This window comes from Paenibacillus sp. YIM B09110, assembly GCF_037167145.1.
In the GTDB taxonomy this organism is placed as follows: domain Bacteria; phylum Bacillota; class Bacilli; order Paenibacillales; family Paenibacillaceae; genus Pristimantibacillus.
The window spans coordinates 294029-312833 of sequence record NZ_JBANSP010000002.1 but is presented as its reverse complement, the minus strand read 5'-3'; the positions used below and the strand labels follow the sequence as shown (position 1 = coordinate 312833).

At 48.2% G+C, this 18805-nt stretch carries 23 protein-coding genes and 1 tRNA gene; 14 read left to right on the top strand and 10 right to left on the bottom strand.

From position 1 onward, the window contains the following. Positions 1 to 12: 12 nt before the first annotated feature. Positions 13 to 1191 (bottom strand): MFS transporter, encoded by a 1179-nt coding sequence (locus tag V8F51_RS03715; protein ID WP_337098696.1) that lies wholly within the window; start codon positions 1189 to 1191, stop codon positions 13 to 15. Between the two features lie 189 nt (positions 1192 to 1380). On the opposite strand from V8F51_RS03715, the gene V8F51_RS03710 reads away from it, so the two are divergent. Next, positions 1381 to 2850: an aminotransferase class I/II-fold pyridoxal phosphate-dependent enzyme gene (locus tag V8F51_RS03710; protein WP_337098695.1), complete on the top strand. Its 1470-nt coding sequence runs from the start codon at positions 1381 to 1383 to the stop codon at positions 2848 to 2850. A 59-nt stretch (positions 2851 to 2909) separates the two neighbouring features. Further along, positions 2910 to 3326 (top strand): DUF1885 family protein, encoded by a 417-nt coding sequence (locus tag V8F51_RS03705; protein ID WP_337098694.1) that lies wholly within the window; start codon positions 2910 to 2912, stop codon positions 3324 to 3326. Between the two features lie 71 nt (positions 3327 to 3397). Here V8F51_RS03705 and V8F51_RS03700 read toward each other — a convergent pair whose 3' ends face one another. From V8F51_RS03700 to V8F51_RS03690, 3 genes are all read right to left on the bottom strand, one after another. Next, positions 3398 to 3712: a DUF1292 domain-containing protein gene (locus V8F51_RS03700; protein ID WP_337098693.1), complete on the bottom strand. Its 315-nt coding sequence runs from the start codon at positions 3710 to 3712 to the stop codon at positions 3398 to 3400. Positions 3713 to 3812: 100 nt separating this feature from the next. Beyond that, positions 3813 to 4382, bottom strand: a complete 570-nt coding sequence (locus V8F51_RS03695; RefSeq protein WP_337098692.1) for a stalk domain-containing protein — start codon at positions 4380 to 4382, stop codon at positions 3813 to 3815. A gap of 179 nt (positions 4383 to 4561) precedes the next feature. After that, on the bottom strand, positions 4562 to 4768 hold the full coding sequence (locus tag V8F51_RS03690) for a hypothetical protein (RefSeq protein WP_337098691.1): 207 nt from the start codon (positions 4766 to 4768) through the stop codon (positions 4562 to 4564). 127 nt (positions 4769 to 4895) lie between these two features. On the opposite strand from V8F51_RS03690, the gene V8F51_RS03685 reads away from it, so the two are divergent. Both V8F51_RS03685 and V8F51_RS03680 read left to right on the top strand, forming a co-directional pair. Continuing rightward, positions 4896 to 5627, top strand: coding sequence for an MBL fold metallo-hydrolase (locus tag V8F51_RS03685; RefSeq protein ID WP_337098903.1), 732 nt, complete (start codon positions 4896 to 4898; stop codon positions 5625 to 5627). 81 nt (positions 5628 to 5708) lie between these two features. Then, positions 5709 to 5948, top strand: a complete 240-nt coding sequence (locus V8F51_RS03680; RefSeq protein ID WP_337098690.1) for a DUF3892 domain-containing protein — start codon at positions 5709 to 5711, stop codon at positions 5946 to 5948. 122 nt (positions 5949 to 6070) lie between these two features. On the opposite strand, the gene V8F51_RS03675 is transcribed toward V8F51_RS03680, so the two are convergent. Further along, positions 6071 to 6238, bottom strand: coding sequence for a hypothetical protein (locus tag V8F51_RS03675; protein WP_337098689.1), 168 nt, complete (start codon positions 6236 to 6238; stop codon positions 6071 to 6073). Between the two features lie 174 nt (positions 6239 to 6412). On the opposite strand from V8F51_RS03675, the gene V8F51_RS03670 reads away from it, so the two are divergent. The 3 genes from V8F51_RS03670 (at position 6413) to V8F51_RS03660 (ending at position 7797) form a co-directional block, all read left to right on the top strand. Beyond that, on the top strand, positions 6413 to 6544 hold the full coding sequence (locus V8F51_RS03670; protein ID WP_337098688.1) for a hypothetical protein: 132 nt from the start codon (positions 6413 to 6415) through the stop codon (positions 6542 to 6544). Positions 6545 to 6738: 194 nt separating this feature from the next. Continuing rightward, positions 6739 to 6811: transfer RNA gene (locus V8F51_RS03665), tRNA-Val, on the top strand. Between the two features lie 629 nt (positions 6812 to 7440). After that, positions 7441 to 7797, top strand: coding sequence for a hypothetical protein (locus tag V8F51_RS03660; protein ID WP_337098687.1), 357 nt, complete (start codon positions 7441 to 7443; stop codon positions 7795 to 7797). Between the two features lie 259 nt (positions 7798 to 8056). On the opposite strand, the gene V8F51_RS03655 is transcribed toward V8F51_RS03660, so the two are convergent. After that, on the bottom strand, positions 8057 to 8206 hold the full coding sequence (locus V8F51_RS03655) for a hypothetical protein (RefSeq protein ID WP_337098686.1): 150 nt from the start codon (positions 8204 to 8206) through the stop codon (positions 8057 to 8059). A gap of 459 nt (positions 8207 to 8665) precedes the next feature. Continuing rightward, positions 8666 to 8827: a hypothetical protein gene (locus V8F51_RS03650; RefSeq protein WP_337098685.1), complete on the bottom strand. Its 162-nt coding sequence runs from the start codon at positions 8825 to 8827 to the stop codon at positions 8666 to 8668. Positions 8828 to 9663: 836 nt separating this feature from the next. On the opposite strand from V8F51_RS03650, the gene V8F51_RS03645 reads away from it, so the two are divergent. Next, the gene (locus tag V8F51_RS03645; protein ID WP_337098684.1) at positions 9664 to 9807 is read left to right on the top strand and encodes a hypothetical protein; all 144 of its coding nucleotides are present in this window, start codon (positions 9664 to 9666) and stop codon (positions 9805 to 9807) included. A 32-nt stretch (positions 9808 to 9839) separates the two neighbouring features. Further along, on the top strand, positions 9840 to 10676 hold the full coding sequence (locus V8F51_RS03640) for a class I SAM-dependent methyltransferase (protein WP_337098683.1): 837 nt from the start codon (positions 9840 to 9842) through the stop codon (positions 10674 to 10676). Here V8F51_RS03640 and V8F51_RS03635 read toward each other — a convergent pair. Next, a complete protein-coding gene (locus V8F51_RS03635; RefSeq protein WP_337098682.1) occupies positions 10673 to 12268 on the bottom strand; it encodes a glycosyltransferase in 1596 nt (531 codons plus the stop codon). The two genes, V8F51_RS03640 and V8F51_RS03635, sit on opposite strands and share 4 nt — an antisense overlap. 107 nt (positions 12269 to 12375) lie before the next feature. Between V8F51_RS03635 and V8F51_RS03630 the strand changes: the two genes are divergently transcribed. Then, the gene (locus V8F51_RS03630) at positions 12376 to 13737 is read left to right on the top strand and encodes a BclA C-terminal domain-containing protein (protein ID WP_337098681.1); all 1362 of its coding nucleotides are present in this window, start codon (positions 12376 to 12378) and stop codon (positions 13735 to 13737) included. Here the strand turns inward: V8F51_RS03630 and V8F51_RS03625 are convergent. Next, positions 13696 to 14838, bottom strand: a complete 1143-nt coding sequence (locus V8F51_RS03625; protein WP_337098680.1) for a glycosyltransferase family 2 protein — start codon at positions 14836 to 14838, stop codon at positions 13696 to 13698. The two genes, V8F51_RS03630 and V8F51_RS03625, sit on opposite strands and share 42 nt — an antisense overlap. A 133-nt stretch (positions 14839 to 14971) precedes the next feature. Here V8F51_RS03625 and V8F51_RS03620 point away from each other — a divergent pair, with 133 nt between their 5' ends. From V8F51_RS03620 to V8F51_RS03605, 4 genes are all read left to right on the top strand, one after another. Then, complete coding sequence (locus V8F51_RS03620; RefSeq protein ID WP_337098679.1) at positions 14972 to 16048, top strand: glycosyltransferase family 2 protein; 1077 nt, start codon at positions 14972 to 14974, stop codon at positions 16046 to 16048. 41 nt (positions 16049 to 16089) lie between these two features. Further along, the gene (locus V8F51_RS03615; RefSeq protein WP_337098678.1) at positions 16090 to 16404 is read left to right on the top strand and encodes a hypothetical protein; all 315 of its coding nucleotides are present in this window, start codon (positions 16090 to 16092) and stop codon (positions 16402 to 16404) included. Beyond that, the gene (locus V8F51_RS03610) at positions 16397 to 17200 is read left to right on the top strand and encodes a hypothetical protein (RefSeq protein ID WP_337098677.1); all 804 of its coding nucleotides are present in this window, start codon (positions 16397 to 16399) and stop codon (positions 17198 to 17200) included. The genes V8F51_RS03615 and V8F51_RS03610 overlap by 8 nt, the downstream gene beginning before the upstream one ends. Positions 17201 to 17288: 88 nt before the next feature. Beyond that, a complete protein-coding gene (locus tag V8F51_RS03605; RefSeq protein ID WP_337098676.1) occupies positions 17289 to 18191 on the top strand; it encodes a BclA C-terminal domain-containing protein in 903 nt (300 codons plus the stop codon). Positions 18192 to 18461: 270 nt separating this feature from the next. Here the strand turns inward: V8F51_RS03605 and V8F51_RS03600 are convergent, their stop codons facing one another. Beyond that, positions 18462 to 18686 (bottom strand): alpha/beta-type small acid-soluble spore protein, encoded by a 225-nt coding sequence (locus V8F51_RS03600; RefSeq protein ID WP_337098675.1) that lies wholly within the window; start codon positions 18684 to 18686, stop codon positions 18462 to 18464. Positions 18687 to 18805: the final 119 nt, after the last annotated feature.

Here is an 18805-nt window from a genome sequence, read left to right as displayed (position 1 = left end):
CTCTTGCCCAGCCTAAGCTTCTGTCGTAGTTTCCTGCTTGTCTAGCGAGCGGAAGCGGATCAGCAACAACAGTGCTGCTAAACATAAGATGCCGCCGATCAAATAAGGCAGACCCATCGAGATGGTGAATACGAACGAACCAAGCAGCGGTCCGGCAATACGTCCTAGACTGTCCATTGAGGAGCTAAGTCCGGAAGCAACGCCTTTCCCTACCTTCGTCTTCTGAGTAATTAACGACGTTACACAAGGTCTGATGAGCGAGTTCCCGATACCGAATACGGCCAGCGAGAGTGTTGCCCACCATAAGGAATGCGCACCTAGCAGCATAAAAAATCCGATCGCCGAGATGACAAGTCCGATGCCGATATATTTCGGTTCATCGCCTGTCTTAATTCGGCGTCTTACGAAGCCGCCTTGCACAAGCGCTCCGACAAAACCGCAGACGAAGAATAAAATACCGACCTGCAGCGGCGTCACATCAAATCGTTTCATTCCGAAAAACTGCAGTGTCGCCTCCATGCCCGCGAGCGTAAAGGTTACGAAAAACGCTAACACGTACAAATACTTGAGCGGTCCTGTAAATGCTGCAAAGCGTGACTCCCGCTTCTCCGTGCTCTTGCGACGCTGCTCTGGCGGCAACGATTCCTTCAGCATCATGAAAGCCAAAATGAACGTAATTAGCGCTAGACCCGATGCGGTGTAGAACGGCGTCTCCAGCGATATGAGACTTAATATCCCGCCGAAGCCCGGTCCAACAGTGAAACCCAGACCGATCGACATGCCGACAAGTCCCATCCCTTTCGTCCGTTGCTCGGGCGGAGTAATGTCTGCTACATAAGCGACGATAACCGAGGCAACCGCACCGGAGAACAATCCGCCAAGAATACGGGATAAGTACATGAGAGTCAAGTCGCCTGAAGACAGACCGAACAGCAGGAAGCTGACTGCGAAGCCCAATATGCCGGTTAAAATAATAGGTCTTCTGCCGATCCGATCCGACAATCCGCCCCATAACGGGGACAGAACAAATGAAACAGCCGAATACAAAGCAAGCATCCAGCCGGTATGAATCTCCGCACCATCCGGGTCGGCGGCTTGTATAATTTCTGGCATAACCGGGATGATAATGCCAAAGCCTATGAAAGTCGTCATTAAAGTTGCCATTACGATAGCCATACGATTTTTTAACATGCTGTAATCCCTCCACCCACCTATGTTACCATAACCGTTTATGGGATTGGTATGAACAATTCGAGAACAAATAGCCAATCCTATCCTTAGAGCCGTTTACGCTTGAATGAAAATGAAGCTTGCATTCCCCCCTGTTTTTGCTATACTGGGGCTTGTTTGCACATCAGATGAAAGGCAGGGATGAAAGCGATGGATCATAGCAATACCCCGCTCTTCAACGCCCTTCGCCGACATGCGGCGCAGGATCCCGTTCAGTTCCACATACCCGGTCACAAAAAAGGGCTAGGAAGCGATTCCGAATTTCGTGAATTTATAGGCGACAATGCTTTGTCGATCGATCTCATCAATATAGCACCGCTTGATGACCTGCATCAGCCAACCGGAGTCATTGAGGAAGCTCAGAAGCTTGCCTCCGATGCGTTCGGTTCCGATTATACGTACTTCTCCGTACAAGGAACGAGCGGCGCTATTATGACGATGATTTTGTCCGTATGCGCTCCGGGTGATAAAATTATCGTTCCACGCAACGTTCATAAGTCTATAATGGCGGCTATTATTTTCGCAGGTGCGAGACCCGTTTTCATTTCTCCCGCTCGCGACAGCAACCTTGGAATTGACCATGGCATTACGACCCGTTCCGTTCGCAAAGCGCTAGAGCGCCACCCTGACGCAAAAGCCGTGCTCGTTATTAATCCGACCTACTTCGGCATTTGCGCTAACTTAAAGGAAATCGTTGAACTCGTTCATAGCTACGATATTCCTGTCCTTGTAGACGAGGCGCATGGCGTGTTGATTCATTTCCATGAAAAGCTGCCGATGTCCGCCATGCAAGCAGGAGCAGATATGGCGGCAACGAGCGTACATAAGCTCGGCGGTTCCATGACACAAAGCTCGGTGCTTAACGTGCGCAAAGGTCGTGTTAATCCGCAGCGCGTGCAGACGATCATCAGTATGCTAACGACCACTTCAACTTCTTATATATTGCTTGCGTCGCTTGACACTTCACGCCGCAATCTAGCGCTCAATGGACATGAGCTTGCCGAGAAAGCGATCTCGCTTGCCCAACATGCTCGTGCGGAAATCAATAAAATTCCGGGACTTCATAGCTTCGGAGAAGAAATTCTCGGAGGCGAAGCGACGTATGATTACGATCCGACGAAAGTATGCATTCACGTCCGCCATCTCGGCATTACCGGCTACGAAACAGAGAACTGGCTGCGCGACAATTATAATGTTGAGATCGAGCTTAGCGATATGTATAACATTCTTTGCCTAGTTACGCCAGGTGATACATCCGACTCGGTATCAAAATTAATCGAAGCGCTGAGCGGACTGTCCGATAAGTTCCACGAGGGCGCTGAAGCCCGCGAGCTCGTCGTCAAGATTCCGGACATTCCGCAGCTCTCGCTGACGCCGCGCGACGCCTTCTACGCCGAGACAGAAGTCATTCCGTTCAAGGAATCGGCAGGCCGGATTATCGCTGAATTCATTTATGTTTATCCGCCGGGAATTCCGATTCTATTGCCTGGCGAGGTCATCTCGCAAAAAAATATCGATTACATCATCGATCATGTCGAAGTCGGCCTGCCAGTCAAAGGACCGGAAGATCGCAGCATCGAGTACGTGAAAGTAATCGTCGAAGAAACGGCTATCAGCTAATATCCTTTTATTGTCACTTCCAAACGGCCATGCTATGATGTTGACAGAGGTGAGAGTCGATGAGTCAGAGCGCTTATATTAAATTCGTGCAAGGTTCATTAGCCCCGAGCTTAACGTTAGACGATGTACGCAGCAAGCTGCAGCATTACAGGGAACAGACAGCGCTCACCGGCACCCAGCTCGAATGGGATTATGCTGAAGCCGCATTCCCTTACACGTTCGAATCGAAAGGCGACGATCGCTGGTTCTATTTGAAAGGAATCACATCTCACTACAATCACATTCTATTCGGCACTGGTGAAGCGACTAGCGCGGGTGGCGATACCGTTCCTTGCGTACAGGTCGTCCTGCCGGACAGCGCGACGCATGGCGACAAGGCAAAAGCTAATGAGCTATGCAAGTACATGGCGAAGCAGCTGCAAGCCGAGCTTACGCTGTTCAACGGCCGGACCGTTTATTATTACCCGCGCAAGTAAACGAAAGCATAAGAAAAGAAGGGGCAGCCGCGGCTGCCCCTTCTTTTCTTATAGCAATGATAGTCTGCGAATTACTTCGCTTCGTTCTCAGTACGAGCAATTTCCTCATAAATAGCTGTAACGCGATCCCACTCGGCGTCGTCTTCGATGCCAACGAGGAATGCTTCTTCGTTCTCTTCTTCAATACGGAAAATAACGCCGTCCGCTTCTGGATCGTTGCGATCCAGCAGAACTGCGTATACATTGTTCTCGGATTCAAACGTATAAACCATTACCATCTCACGCTCTATGCCTTCATCGTCAGTCACGATAAACACATGCTCTTCGTGCTCATGGTCTTCACCGCAACCGCAATTATCTCCATGCTCATGCTGATGCTCGCTCATGATATTACCCCATTTCAGTTATATATGCATACCCTGCTATCCTACCACGATATGTTATGCTGGTCAAACAAAACGCCTCCCCGTTACGGGGAGACGTTCATTAAGGCGCCAGAGACGATATTTGCTTCTCGGAGATGGCTTGCCATTCATCTGAGCCCTTCAGTTTAACGAAAAATAGAATGGGATATTTCCCAACAGATTCGAACTTGTACTCGATATCCTCCGTTGCATACCAGAAGTTATCGCTCTTCGGATTAACTGCTCCGCTCTGTATGACTCTCTCCTTGCCGCCAGGGTCGAATATAGATACCTTAACAGCCGTTATATCGGCCTTCAAGTTATCAATCTGGGCGAACACCTTAAAGCTGCCTTGGAAACCTTTGTTGACGTTGCCGAAAACGTTATTGTTCCGGAAGAGGAACATATGCACATTTGGTTTGTCGACCGTAGCCTGCTTGCTTTGATTGTCCCACTCCACTATAGCTTGCATAGAAGATGCGATCTGCCGCAGCGGCAAGTAAGTCTTGCCGTCTACTATAATTCCGCCGTCATCTTGATTTATGCCATTAATAATGACTCGTACCTTCTGTGTTGCAGCATCCGCGAACAGCATCGTTCCGCCCCATAGGGAGAGCAGCACCAACAGAACAATTACCTTTCTGAATCTCATCGCTGTGGACCTCCATCCGATTGCTTGGATGTAAGTTTATACTCACAGAGAAGTCCAAAGTTGCGGGACCGCTTCATATTTTTTCATTGCTGCCGCAAAGCGCAATGACTGTCGTCAGTCGCTGTCAAATGCTGTTGAAATATGCGCTTGCCTGGGAAATAGTCAGAAAATTAATTTTATTACCCATAGGTTCTCGTAAGGACGCAAGGTACCCCTTTGCCAACGGCTCCCGGCTGCCTCATCCGATCCAAATAGCGCATCCCTCTTGTGCAAGGCGTCTTGCATACTGCGCATGTATCCGACAACACAAGCTTATAATGATATTGTTTCCTCTCGCTCGCCGGTTTCTTTTTGGCTACTTTCCCTTTTCCTTTGCCTTTGCTCAACTCGGATGCACCCCTTCGATAATATCCATTCGCTCCTGCATTGTATGTAGAGAGGGGCGAATGTGCATCTACATTTGGCATCAACAAGCAATTTTTGGTACAGTGATTACATGATAACGATGGAGGAATCATTATGATTATTCAAATGGTTGGGACCGGTAGTGCTTTTGCCAAAAAATACGATAATAACAACGCCTTGATCGAAGCGGGAAGCTTTCGCTTGCTGCTGGACTGCGGCATAACGCTTCCTAAGGCGCTTCATCAAACAGACCTAACTTTCAATGATCTTGACGCCGTATTAATTAGCCATATCCATGGCGATCATGTTGGCGGATTAGAAGAGCTTGCCTTTCAAATGATGTTTAAATATGGGCGTAAACCGGTTCTTTATATTGTAGAAGATATTATCGAACCTCTATGGGAGCAGACGCTTCGCGGAGGGCTTACGCAAGGCCCTCTGCAGACGCTGAACGATTTTTTTGAAGTGCGAAAGCTTCGTGCTGACCGTGAAACCGAGATTGCGCCAGGCTTAACGGTGCTGCCGATAGAAACGAAACATATCGAGAACAAGAAGAGCTACTCCTTCCTATTCAACCGCCGCTTCTTCTACAGCGCTGATATGCGTTTCGACGGAGAACTGCTGCAGAGACTCGTCAATGATGGGGTTGAGACAATCTATCATGATTGTCAACTGGAAACGCCGGCCGTCGTTCATGCAGGCATAGACGAGCTGATGACCCTGCCTGACGAGATCCAACAGAAAACGTGGCTCATGCATTATGGCGATTCGATGGAACAATTCATTGGCAAGACGGGTTCTATGCGATTTGTAGAGCAGTTGAAGCGTTACGAGGTATAACAATGAGGATATGACGATTTCCGCGTCCGTGTATGAGTGCAGTTTAAAGTTCGCATACTATTGGGCGGGAGGCTGATCGCAATGGAACCGAATAACGGACAAGAAGAAGTAGTAGCCGTCAGAAAAAATGGCGATGGCAGTATCGTCAAATTCAAGCTTTCGTCTGGCAATGTGGTCGACTATCTAACTGCTCAGTCAATGGTCCGCAATAACGAGATCAACAACCTGCAATTGTTCCGTGGCCGCGACCATGAAGAGCATTTACGGTCGGTGCCTGACGGGCGCACAGATAATAATCTAGATAGCTTACCAACTTTCTAAGCGTTGATTAGTACGCATTGCGAAGCAACGCAACAAAGAAGAACCGACTGACGTCGGTTCTTCTTTGTTTGTTCGTGCATGCATGTATTGAATTAAGATGAATCTCATCGGACTATTCCTTTTCAGTGCTTTCTAGGGCCATCCTTCCCCAGCTTCCTTCTCCATATGAACTGCTCATCGTAAGCAAGCGAGTCGTCCTTCACAAACTTGGCGACACTTCCAATGACAATGCCGATAATCCCAAACATGCCAATCAGCCAAATAGCCAAATACGCATATTGCTCCGCCAACCGATACCGCCTCCTGCACGCTTTCTATATGTGTACGCGGATATGATCGGCTTTAGAATACGTATTCATAGGCATTTGCCAGCTATTATTAACCTCCCTAACAAACACCCAATCACAATGGAAACAGCCAACATACATTACAGAGTACTTTATGACAAGGAGGTGCATCGTATAATGTCTGGATATGTAGGCGGCGCCTTCCACCACAACAACAACAACATCGGTTTTATCTTGGTATTGTTCATCCTGTTGGTTATTATTGCTTGTAGCTGCGGAGTAGTAGGCGGCTATGGAAAAGGCTGCTAATTAGTACACACCGCTGCAATAATAATGCAGCATAAGCATTGCGCATGAACGATAGGGCTATCCTTAACAACATTAAGGGTAGCCCTATTTGCTCTATTTGCAGTGATCGAACTGTTTCTTCGAATAAAAATGAATATTATGGTTGACTTCGGTTTTCGATCCTGATATATTATTACTTGTCGCTAATGCAACTTGATCTGTTAGCTCAGCTGGGAGAGCACTATCTTGACAGGGTAGGGGTCAGTGGTTCGAGCCCACTACAGATCATACATGAATAAAGCCCGAAACGCCTTTACAAAAGGCTTTCGGGCTTTTTCCTTATTAATTGAACCTTGATGATTATATTAACGTGCTTGGGGGCTAATTAGGGTTAGCGAAAGCATTTAACGGTATAAAGTTAAGATGATAAGAAAAGTCTGTTTAAGGAAAATGTAGAATTGGACAAACTACGCGACATTAAGCTAACGTGCAGATTAGTTCAATCGCTTCGCGAATAATTCAAATAAGATGAATTTACCACTGCTACCGGCTTCGATAATAAAATAAGTTAATCCCCTGTCTTGTGAAAGTTTATCTTTCCCACATTAACCCCTATGCACACAAAGCATGTCCAACGACACCCTATCCACAAGTTATATTATGTCATGATTGATTCCAACCACAGTATTAATGGCCTGCTTCGCACCCTCTGCCACTTCTTTGAGAAAGGTCTTTGTTCTCCATTATTTCCTTCATGTGATTAACAATCAGGACGCAAACTAAAAGTCTGGCCAATCTACCATGCTCTATCAAAATGTGCGAATCTACCATGTCTTTAGCCTCGTCCGATATTTGCCTTCCATCATATGTTTATAGAGTTATATCTATCTTATTAATGAATTGGAGTGCTTTCAGAAATGGCGAAAAAGGCATGCAAAAAAAGATCACCCAGAACTAGAAAGAAATGTGGATCTTCCAATCAACTACAGCTTCTATTACAAGCCCAATTACAATTTCAAGCTCAAGTGCAAGCACAGTTGCAAGCTCAAGCTCAAGCCCAATTACAATTCCAAGCACAAGTTATGTCACAGATGCAAGAGCAGGCACAAGCAGATCAACAAGCACAAAGTCAATTGCAGGCTCTCCTTATAACTCAACATCAGGCGCAAATAGCATTACTAAGTCAAAGACAAATTCAATCAGATCGAACAATCGTGAATGTCAGAATGTCCGAGCCACCTCCACCGCCACCTCCAGAACCGCCAACCACGTAAGTAACGGCCTTGTAGTACGTTTCACATAACACTGCCATTTTCCAGCACGATTTATTTGCATAATACAAAGCCACCCTATATAAAGGTGGCTTATAATGTCTTCAGCTATTAGTGGAAATCGCTATACAAAAATCGCACTTATCCTTGAATAGCTGCTTTGTATCCCCATTACTCAAGAACGATTATAATTATCTAGCCCTTGTAATCCTTCCCGCAATGCATTTACTTCCGCCAATTCCATATAACGTACGCTCCCTGCTCATTTCTTTTTTCGCTGCCGACTTACGATCCGGCATTTGCCAACCTCGCTGTCGTCATCAATTTGAAACCATACTTCTGCATTGAACATCAGCAGCGGCACGATCACATTGCCATATACGGCGTAGTCTAAATATCGGTATTGTTTCATGAAGCAACCTTCCTCGAAGCCGGAGATCTGCTAATCAAGCAGCCGCTTCATGCTAATTGATATTGTGCGTATAACTTATCGAAAGCGTTTGATGTCACCTTATAACTATTCAATCTATGTCTACCTATTTCCTCCTGCACAATTCCGCGGCCTTAAACTACATCTTTGTGTACAGATAGTAATATGTACCTTAGTAGCTGAGGCTCTCCTCGATTTATACATTGACCTTGCGTTTCTTCATTTCGGGGTAACGTGGATGATCCCCTACCGTAAGTATTGCTCTTCTAAGCCCATTATACTGATTGCTTGAAATGGTCATCAAATTAGATTTAAGCCGAATTTCGCCTTTTTAACCAAAAAAATATGTTCTTGTTACGTTTATCTCTTTCGCAGGCCAGTTTCTATGAATAAAAAAAACGCTCATGAGAGCGACCTAGTACAACAAGCCAGTCAGAAAAACTACACTCGTTTTTCTTCTTTTTCAATGTAGTTCAATCCGCTCAAAGTTATTTTGGCTGTGGTTGTAAAATACATCATTGCTTTTCCACCTTGACCAGATCTGCTTACATTTGCGTTTTTAACAAAACCTTCATCAATCGTTATCTCAAGAACGTCTGCCAATATTTTGACAACAGGAAGGAACTCCCTCATTTGGTGTCGAAAGAATTTGGTATACAAGGAGTGATTCAACAAAGAGTAGAATAAGAGACTCAATTAGCCTTACTCAATTTATGATAGCAGTAATAGCTGCATTTGCTATCTTATACTTTTTCATTTCTGATTCAGGACCAAGTATGCTAGATAAGGTACAAGAAAACGTTAACAATTTTAAGGTGGTCAAGTAGCATGTTAAATCCGGCTTCACCCTAACTACTGAAGCCCATTTCACGGCGACCATCTACGAGCAAGCTCATGTCATTGCTTGGCAAGACGGCGAGATCATCGACTTTGGCGGTGTTATTGAGCTGCAAGACAAGCATACAGATGATCAACGGTATGTATTACATAAAGGCAAATTGTAGCTTTTACATTCGCTAGTATAGCAACATGAAGGGTGAATAAAATATTGTTTGAAATTATTAAAGAACTCGCAATAAATAATATAATGGGTTTTATACACTACATGACTGGACCTGCCCCATTTGTTTTTAAACTTGCTGTATTTTCAATTGTATTAATAGCTATATACTTAGTTTATCTTGCACCCTACCTCTACATTTTTCTCGCATCGTTTGTTACTCTCTTTCACTATGATCATTTGTTATTAGGAATTACTCTCTTTCTGCTCGCTTTAATTACAATGGTACTTCGACACTGGGATTTTTCTACCCCAGACTACTCACAAGATAATTAACCGAATGCACTACTATAAAAGCCGCTTGCGAAATCAAGGTTCGCTAGCGGCTATTCTTCATCGAATGTTCCTTTTCTCAATTCATCAAGCAGTCTAATCTAATATGGAGCGAACGGTACGCATCGAGCAGGTGGCGATGGACGGGATCGCCTCCCCCGGTCATGAAGTCATATTGCACCCAAATGGACAGGTAGACGCTTATTGGACAATCATTATCATGAACCGCCTTCGTTCGATCATACAATAGGTATTATTTTGAATGAAGGAGTCTGATAAACGATGAATTGCCCATTGTGCCAATATGAGCATACCGATTTGTTCGCTCAATACGAAAATCATGCCTTAATGCAGTGCAGCCGTTGTGATCTAATCTATCAAACCGAACAGGAGCAGCTTGATTTGCCGGCGCTCGTGGACGGCATTTACAATGTGGAATGGATTCAAATGCGCGCCGCTTACGCAGAGTCAACCTTCCTCGACCACGCTCTGTTCAATACGTTGCTGCTTGACATTATGGGTCAACGCAAAGGAACTTTGCTAGAAATCGGCTCCGGCACCGGAGAGTTTGCGTTGACGGCGGGCAACGCCGGTTGGCAAGTGACCGGGATAGAGCCTTCGTCTATTTCCTGCCTTTATGCGAAGGAGAAATACGGCGTCACTTTGCGGAACGGAATGTGGGATCCTGTAATATGCCGGGATTTGGAGCCTTTCGATGCAATCGCCTTCTGGCATGTGCTTGAGCATATTCGGGATCCGCTCGACTTCTTAACCGGTCTGCGCGACTACATAAAGCCCGGCGGCATGCTGTATTTCAGCATACCGAACAAAAATTCATTTACGAACGAAACGTACGGTCCCGCCTCTCCTTTGTATACCGAACGCGACCACTTGTACCATTACTCTAGCCGAAGCCTGCGTCTGACGCTCGGGCTTGCCGGCTATTCCGTCGTTTCGTTGTTTTCCCGCCAGCTTCCACACAATCTCGATCCATTGATCCACGCGCATCCGGGCTACGGACACCACAGCTTCGAAAACAAAGCAGCGCTGCTAACCAAGCTCCAGGCGCAACTTCGTGGTCATGAACTATGCTGCGTCGCGCGAATCGCCGACAGTTAAGCCTGTTCGCTCCACTTCAGCAAGCGAGGTTTCGCATCCAAAATCGATTCGTATTGCTCCCGCCAGCCGTAACGCCCATCCGGGTCAAGCTGCAAATACCGGTCGTATTTCGCTGCTCTAATTGCCGGCGTCGACCAGCCCAAATGCTTGACCCGATATGGATGAGTAAAAGAAGGCAGCTCGAATATATTGTCCGGAAATCTGCCGCAATGCAGCGGTTGTTCTTTCCATCGGCACGAATGATGCTCGCGATACCGCAGAAGCATCGGGCGATAGACATGATGGGCGCGCCAATATTCGTCCTCGCGGTATTCCGAAGCCGACCACATATCGTATAACCGGAAACAACCTACGTCGCCGGACGTCTGACGGAGGACATCTTCTATTCCTTCCGCGAAGGCGTCTTCGAATATTTCATCCGCATCCATATTGAGTATCCATTCCGGCTTGCGCTTAATCGTTTCCTCCCATTGCTGCTTTCGAAGCTGCACCTCGTTCGTAAACCGAGTCTCTTGATTGCATATTAAATGCAGCGGAATGCCTTCCAGCACCTCCCGGCAAATGTCGACGCTATTGTCGGTGCTTCCATCGTCGATAATGACCGCTTCGTCGATATATTTGCGGTGCTGCTCCAGAACCGGCCTCAAAAACTTTTCCGCTTCATTACGGACAATCATGGACAGCATCACCCTCGGACGGGGCGGCACTGCAGCGTACACCGCCTTACTTGTCGCGCGGAGGTCCGCCTGTTGCCGTTCAGGACGCGCGGAACCCGGCGTCTCATTATTATGCTTGGCTGTCCATGCTTCTGCCTGAAGTAAATCCGTCTCCCTATAAATATGGAACGCCGGATAATGCGTATCGACGTATAGCTGCAAGCCGAGAGCCTGAGCGCGAACACAAAAATGGCGGTCTTCGCCCCAAAACGAAAGATTGTTGATTTTACTGAAATTGATGCCCTTCATGAGCGCTTCCTTGCGAATTAACGTACAGGCTCCTAGCCCTCCAACCTCGTAAACGCCTGGCACTCTCAGCTTCCCGAGAAATAAATGCTGTCTGACGACTTCCTGTTCCTTCGTCAACTTCTCGTTCCCGTTACGTTCGAACATCGTGTATTCATCGCTCACCCAAACTTGGGGAAGCGGTATCGTGTGCGGCTGCCAGCTTGTCCAAAATATTTCGGATATAATCGGTTTGCCCGAATGAATCAGCGAATGAAGCGTATCCGGATGCAGCAGCAAATCCGAGTCGATAAGAAACAACGCATCATAATCATGGTCTAAAGCATAATCAATGATGCGGTTTTTATAGCGGGCTACTTTCCAAATTAGTGAATCCGTCCAATAGTGGGTCGTATTATCTCGGAAATAGGCCTCTTCTGGACTATCTTCGCCCATAATTATCGCCTTATCTTGATGTGCACCTGCAAACTCTTGAAGCAGTTGCCGGGACAACGGGTCCGAGTTATTATCGATGAACAAATAATGAATGTCCGAAAGCTTGCCGTCCAGCCGTTCGATAGACTGCAGAAATAATGTTAATATCGCGGGAGTCTGGCAAATCGGGCTACCAATGAGGATTCGCTGCTTCATCACTTCATAACCTCCTGCTTTTTGACTTTCAACTGGCTGCCTGCGCTGGCAATCACCCATCCTGCCTTCCGGAATAAGATAGTAGATCAACATGCGGGAGGATCAATATGGCGCTGGATGATAACGATATTAATGCGTTGCTGGCCTGTATCGCCTTTCAAGAGCTGGCGATGAGCCACATAATTAATGCGGAAGGCGAAAAGATTCAATATGCTGTCGGTACGCTGCCGGGGCTAACGCCGCCTGCCGCGACAATCAGCGAATTGCTTGCCGTCAACGCCAGCGTCAGGTCGGTACTTGATTGTACGGTTAAACAAGAGCTGCTGCTAGTTTCGCAGCTTGAGCATATCCTTAATCCGTCAGACATTACGGGGGTAACATGCTGCCTGCCGTTCCCCTGCGGCGCCACTGGGGTCACGGGGGTTACTGGCGCTACTGGCGCTACCGGTGCTACTGGCGCTACCGGTGCTACTGGTGCTACTGGCGCCACCGGAGCGACCGGTGCAACTGGCGCCACCGGAGCGACCGGCGCAACCGGTGCTACCGGTGCCACTGGTGCTACTGGCGCTACCGGTGCCACTGGCACTACCGGTGCCACTGGCACTACCGGTGCCACTGGCACTACCGGTGCTACTGGCGCTACCGGAGCGACCGGCACCACCGGAGCGACCGGCGCTACTGGCGCAACCGGAGCGACCGGCACCACCGGTGCGACCGGCACCACCGGAGCGACCGGCGCTACTGGCGCAACCGGAGCGACCGGTGCCACTGGCGCTACCGGTGTCACTGGTGCCACTGGTGCTACTGGCGCCACCGGCGCTACTGGCGCTACTGGCACCACCGGAGCGACCGGCACCACCGGAGCGACCGGCGCTACTGGCGCTAACGGTGTCACTGGTGCCACTGGTGCTACTGGCGCCACCGGAGCGACCGGCGCTACTGGCGCAACCGGAGCGACCGGTGCCACTGGTGCTACTGGTGCCACCGGAGCGACCGGCGCTACTGGCGCTACCGGTGCCACTGGCGACACAGGTGTGACCGGCGCCACTGGTACCTCTGGCGGACTTCAAGCTGCTCTTAGCCGTTCAAATATCGGTGGCGTCGTATCTATCCTCGTCGGAGCGCCCATCCAGTTTAATACGGCAGGCGCATCGACGGGTACGGCGATTACCGTCGTCAATAACAGCACATTCGGTATTACGCAAACAGGATTATACAAGGTTAGCTTTGTCGTCTATACTTCTGCGCTTTCCTTGCTAGGCGGCTTTCAACTGCAATTTACCGGCACGGCGGCACCGAATCCGAACACCAATACGTTTACTTTTTTAACAGCTGGCGTATCAATGACAGGGATGGTCATGTTCCAAGTAACCGCTGTCGGCAACTTGCAGCTCGTCGTTACCGGCTTGCTGCTGACCCTGTCCGGCTCAGGCACGAATGCGGTTATCGTCATCGAGAAAATCGCCTGATTCAGGCTCCCGCGAGCCTTGTTTGTAAGAGTCCGCTATAAGCGCTGCGGCATATCGCTCGTAAGCGCGAGCTTCTATGGTCCGCCCCATATGCGACAAGCAGCGGGCAATGTTAGAAGCAGCAAAGTGACTTCCCGTTCCCTTCAAGCTTAAATATTCCAAATGGTTCTCTCCAAGCTCAAGACATCGTTCGAAGGCTGCAATTGCCTCCACATACAAACCATGCTCCATGAGAAATACGCCTTTATAAAAATGCAAGTCGACATAGTTCGGATACAGCTTAATGACGCGTTCAATGCCCGGCCAAGCGCCTCTCATGCTGCCGTGTCGAAACAATATTTCGTATTTCAGCTTATACGCGAGTGACGGGGGAAGTTTGTTTATCGTCAAAAAGCCGACAATCGATTCGTTTACAAGCTCGAAAGCTTTCTCCAACTCATTGTTCCGATAATATTCCCCAGCCAAATGATATTCGCACCAAGGATCATGCCCCGCTGTCGCCTTCTCCTCGTTGAGCAGCGAAATATTGCGTTGATATTTTTCCTTTTGACTGACGAGATCGTCCATATAACCGTAATGATGCACCGTTACCGGAATCATCGCAGGCTGAAGCCTCTCGTCATCCGCTCCTTTTCGCTGCAACGTCTCGTGTATGTCTCTTTCGAAATAAAACGTTCCGTCATTGCGAAACATACGGGCTTGAGCCAGCAAATAGGCTTGCTCGGCCTGCGGCTGCTCCGATTTTTCGCCATAATAATTAACGACCCGCAAGCACAGCACATCCGAATGGGCTGAAGCGGCAATGCCGCGAAACAAGCCCTTATCCATCCCATCCAGCTCCTCATCGGCATCCAGCCACAATATCCAGTCTCCCGAAGCTTCGGCAATCGCAGCATTACGAGCCCTGGCAAAGCTGTTATCCCATGCATAAGCAATTACTTTGGCGCCATAGGAACGACATATTTCATCGGTGCCATCATTCGATCCCGTATCAACGACGATCAACTCATCCGCTACGCCACGAACGCTTTCCAAGCATCGCCGAATCGTATGCGCTTCGTCCTTAACAATCATGCACAGCGAAATTAGCGGCCCATCCATACAACTCTTCCTTTCATTGAAACGAATCTTCTATAAAGCTATTCCTAATAGCGCAAAAATATGATGAAAGCAATCATATCCTCGCATATCGGTTAATAGCTTAGTAATAGATGTATTCGGGGAGGTCATTTCAGTGATCACTATAAGTCTGTGCATGATCGTAAAAAACGAAGAGGATTGCCTGGACAGATGCTTGTCCTCCGTGCAGGACATTGCCGACGAAATCATCATAGCCGATACCGGTTCCACCGATCGCACAAAAGAAATTGCAGCGCGGTTCGGAGCCCGAATATACGATTTCGAGTGGATAGACGATTTTTCCGCCGCTCGCAACTTTGCATTCGGACAAGCCACTCAAGAGTTCATCTTGTGGCTGGATGCGGACGATGTGCTGGAGGCAGCCGATTCGGCCCGCCTTCTGGCGTTAAAGGACCAATCCGACTTCCCGTACGATAGCGTAACGATGTCTTACCATTTAACGTTCGACGAGCATAACCGCCCCGTCCACAGCTTAAAGCGGAATCGTCTCGTACGAAGAAGCCGAGGCTTTCGCTGGCACGGAGCCGTTCATGAATATTTGGCCATATCCGGCCCGACCTTTCATAGCGATATTGCAGTCACGCACCGCAAGGAACGCGCCTATACAGACCGGAATCTGCAAATTTATCTCCGCCGGAAGGATCAATGTGAACTATTCGATCCCCGTGATCAGTACTACTTCGGCAACGAGCTGCTGGATCACGGCATGCACCGGGAAGCGGCCGAACAATACGAGATTTATTTGAATGAAGGCAAAGGCTGGCCGTCTGATCAAATCGCCGCTTGCATGAAGCTGGCGCGATGCTACGCCGCTCTCGGCGAATCTGACAAGCAGATGCTGTCACTGGTACGAACACTCGCCTACGATGCGCCCCACGCTGAATTTTGTTGTCAGATCGGAGCTATGTTTGCCGAGAAAGGCCACCTTGATGGTGCTATCTATTGGTACCGACAGGCGGCATTGATGGAGCAGCGGGCCGATTCCATGGCGATTACGGACAGCTCCGCATCCACTTGGCTCCCGCATGTACAACTCACTTACTGCTATGACCGGATCGGGCAGCGCGAAAAAGCGAAAATTCACCATGAAATGGCCAAGCTACATAATCCCACTCATCCAAGCGTTATCTATAATGAAGCTTATTTTAACGGCCAAACCGTCAATCAATAAACGCAACAAACAAATTCCAACCCCAATGGAGGCTTACTATTATGTCCATGCCCAAAATTCCCGATATCAACCCTCTTATTACGCTGACTCGGCAAGAAGTAATCAATCTGCTGCTTTCCTCCATTGCGATGGAAGAAATCAGCATGTCCCACATAATGAACGCCGAGGGCGAGAAGCTGCAGCGCTTTTTGCAAAACGATCAAATCGACGTCAAAGATATGCTGAAGATGAACCGCAGCGTCGAACGAATGATGCGAAATATTATTAAAAATCAAATGCTGCTGCAATTTAAGCTGGAAGACATTACGGAAATGGAAGACAAGCATTGGTGCGGGGAAGATTACCATGATGAATAACGCCGCCGAGCAAGCGATCCAAGCGCTTGAGCGCTATGAGCCTAACCGGATAAAAAGTATTTCGACCTACGAGGAAGCCTTCGCGACGCTGGCAGAATGCCTGTGCATCCAATTGCGAAGGCTTCTCCGCATGCAAAAAGGAAGCCTTAACGGACCTTTGAACGAAATGGACATTCATTGGATGGAATCGATCGTGAAGTATGCAGACGGATTGAATCAACTGCAGCGCATGATGAGCTTTCGTCCGGAATCCATGCACACCGGCTCGTCGTTTGAGACCGCGGACAGCATCTGCGAAATAACGAACCGTACCGATAAAGTCATGCTGGAGGGCATCGTGCTTCTTCTTCACTTGATGCTGCATTGCCTGCTTCAGTCTGCCTCTCTTTCCAATTCGCCGAGCCATTCTCCGTATATGATCCGAATAATGAATACATGCAACTCGCTCATGTGGATAACCGAAGAGTTGTTTGTTTCTATCGGTAAGAAACGGACAATGAACGATCGGCTGCAACTCGCGAAAGCCGGCAAGGCCGATCCTCCCTTTCGCCCGCTTCATCCGGAATCGCTGTATTTTATAGGCCTTCTGGAGACGACGCTCATGTCGCAAACCCCGCTGCTGAGAACGTTTCATTCGGCCAAGCTGCATCTCGACTGGATGAAGAGAATCAAATTGTGGCTCCATATGTATACGGAAGAAGTTCAAACCGATCATAGGCCAAAGCCTTATCCCGCGCCTACTCCTCTGTTCCAACAACCCAAAAAAAAGAATAAGAACGATATTCATAAACCATAAACGAAACCCATACAGATAAAATATCAGTATTGTGCTTAGTGTTATACGACTATGCCGGTGCTTAATTCAAACGAATAGGAGGCTGACTATGTCCTTACCTAGCATACCTAATATTAGTCCCACAATAACGATTACAAGGGACGATGCGATCAACCTGCTGCTCTCCTCGATCGCGTTGGAGGAACTTGGACTTAGCCATATCCTTAATGCTGAAGGTGAGAAAATACAGTACGTTCTTGGAACGTTGCCCGGCATTACAGGCCCAGGCGCAACGATCCAAGACGTGCTTGCGATTGACCAAAGCGTCAAAGCGACAATGGAAACGGCGATCAAGAAGGAGCTGCTGCTTCAATCGAAGCTAGAGACAGTACTCTCCGCTCCAACCTTATTGGGACCGACTGGAGCAACTGGCCCGACTGGCCCGTCAGGTGGGCCGGTTGGACCTGCTGGACCGACCGGTGCGACCGGTGCGACAGGCGTTGGCGTCGCGGGAGCGACCGGCGCTACGGGAGCGACCGGCGTTGGTTTGACAGGCGCGACTGGCGGTACGGGCGCAACCGGCGCTACGGGCACAGTCTTTACCGATGTCCATGCGTATGCTGCAAATACTGTGGGCACTGTAATAGCCGTCGTCCTTGGAGGCACGAATGTTCCGCTTCCAAGCAGCCATGTCTTAACCGGCGGCTTTGTTATTAATGGCGCCAACGAAATTATTACCATTCCATCGACCGGTACCTATATGTTCTCATATCAGGTCAACTTGACTGCCGCCGTGCTCTTAAACACGCAAATATTGCTTAACGGCGCTGCCTTTACGCCTTCTATCGTCGATCCCCTCATATCGCTGTCCAATTTCACCAATACATTTATAGCCCCCTCGGTAGCGGCAGGCACTACCGTACAATTACAATTGTTCGGCTTCATTGGCGCTGCGACGCTTCTGACAGGAAGCGCTGGCGCAGCCTTGACCATCGTGAAGCTAAGCAATTAATTCCAGACAAGAGGTTCATAACAAAGCAAAGGGGGCTGTCCCAAAAGTTATCGTTAGATGACTGAAGGACGCCCCTTTTCTTATTGCCCAAAATCATAATTATATTTTTGGTGCGAACAATATCGATCAGTCATACCGACATACAAACGAAAACTCAAACGGGTTTTCGCTCAAATTCACCCTAATAAAATAACCCCTTCACCATCTGCTCATTTGGCTGATGATTTGGGGGTTATTTTTCCAAGCCTGCAAGGTTACATCAGGTGTTGATTAACGGCTGCCGCCGCTCAATTGTTGCTCAGCGATTTGGACAAGCTTCTTAGTGATGTATCCACCAACAGATCCAGCATCGCGAGTCGATAAGTTGCCATTGTATCCGTCTTGGGAGAACTGCACGCCTAGAGATTGTGCTGCTTCCATTTTCAACTGATTGATGGCTTGTTTCGCTTGTGGTACAACCAAGTTGTTTGAACTGCTCGAATTTTGGTTAGCCATGTATGCTCACTCCTTTCTTGGATGTGAGGTTATTTTGTGATGGATCTTGGTTATATATACATCGCATTAAAAAAATTTTTTAATGATCTAGTTGCGAATATGAAGTTCCACATAATTTA

Bases quoted from the DNA above. Each gene is read 5' to 3' on its own strand.
- V8F51_RS03715 (WP_337098696.1), bottom strand. From the start codon at position 1,191: ATGTTAAAAAATCGTATGGCTATCGTAATGGCAACTTTAATGACGACT.
- V8F51_RS03710 (WP_337098695.1), top strand. From the start codon at position 1,381: ATGGATCATAGCAATACCCCGCTCTTCAACGCCCTTCGCCGACATGCG.
- V8F51_RS03705 (WP_337098694.1), top strand. From the start codon at position 2,910: ATGAGTCAGAGCGCTTATATTAAATTCGTGCAAGGTTCATTAGCCCCG.
- V8F51_RS03700 (WP_337098693.1), bottom strand. From the start codon at position 3,712: ATGAGCGAGCATCAGCATGAGCATGGAGATAATTGCGGTTGCGGTGAA.
- V8F51_RS03695 (WP_337098692.1), bottom strand. From the start codon at position 4,382: ATGAGATTCAGAAAGGTAATTGTTCTGTTGGTGCTGCTCTCCCTATGG.
- V8F51_RS03680 (WP_337098690.1), top strand. From the start codon at position 5,709: ATGGAACCGAATAACGGACAAGAAGAAGTAGTAGCCGTCAGAAAAAAT.
- V8F51_RS03670 (WP_337098688.1), top strand. From the start codon at position 6,413: ATGTCTGGATATGTAGGCGGCGCCTTCCACCACAACAACAACAACATC.
- V8F51_RS03660 (WP_337098687.1), top strand. From the start codon at position 7,441: ATGGCGAAAAAGGCATGCAAAAAAAGATCACCCAGAACTAGAAAGAAA.
- V8F51_RS03655 (WP_337098686.1), bottom strand. From the start codon at position 8,206: ATGAAACAATACCGATATTTAGACTACGCCGTATATGGCAATGTGATC.
- V8F51_RS03645 (WP_337098684.1), top strand. From the start codon at position 9,664: ATGGAGCGAACGGTACGCATCGAGCAGGTGGCGATGGACGGGATCGCC.
- V8F51_RS03640 (WP_337098683.1), top strand. From the start codon at position 9,840: ATGAATTGCCCATTGTGCCAATATGAGCATACCGATTTGTTCGCTCAA.
- V8F51_RS03635 (WP_337098682.1), bottom strand. From the start codon at position 12,268: ATGAAGCAGCGAATCCTCATTGGTAGCCCGATTTGCCAGACTCCCGCG.
- V8F51_RS03630 (WP_337098681.1), top strand. From the start codon at position 12,376: ATGGCGCTGGATGATAACGATATTAATGCGTTGCTGGCCTGTATCGCC.
- V8F51_RS03625 (WP_337098680.1), bottom strand. From the start codon at position 14,838: ATGGATGGGCCGCTAATTTCGCTGTGCATGATTGTTAAGGACGAAGCG.
- V8F51_RS03615 (WP_337098678.1), top strand. From the start codon at position 16,090: ATGTCCATGCCCAAAATTCCCGATATCAACCCTCTTATTACGCTGACT.
- V8F51_RS03610 (WP_337098677.1), top strand. From the start codon at position 16,397: ATGAATAACGCCGCCGAGCAAGCGATCCAAGCGCTTGAGCGCTATGAG.
- V8F51_RS03605 (WP_337098676.1), top strand. From the start codon at position 17,289: ATGTCCTTACCTAGCATACCTAATATTAGTCCCACAATAACGATTACA.
- V8F51_RS03600 (WP_337098675.1), bottom strand. From the start codon at position 18,686: ATGGCTAACCAAAATTCGAGCAGTTCAAACAACTTGGTTGTACCACAA.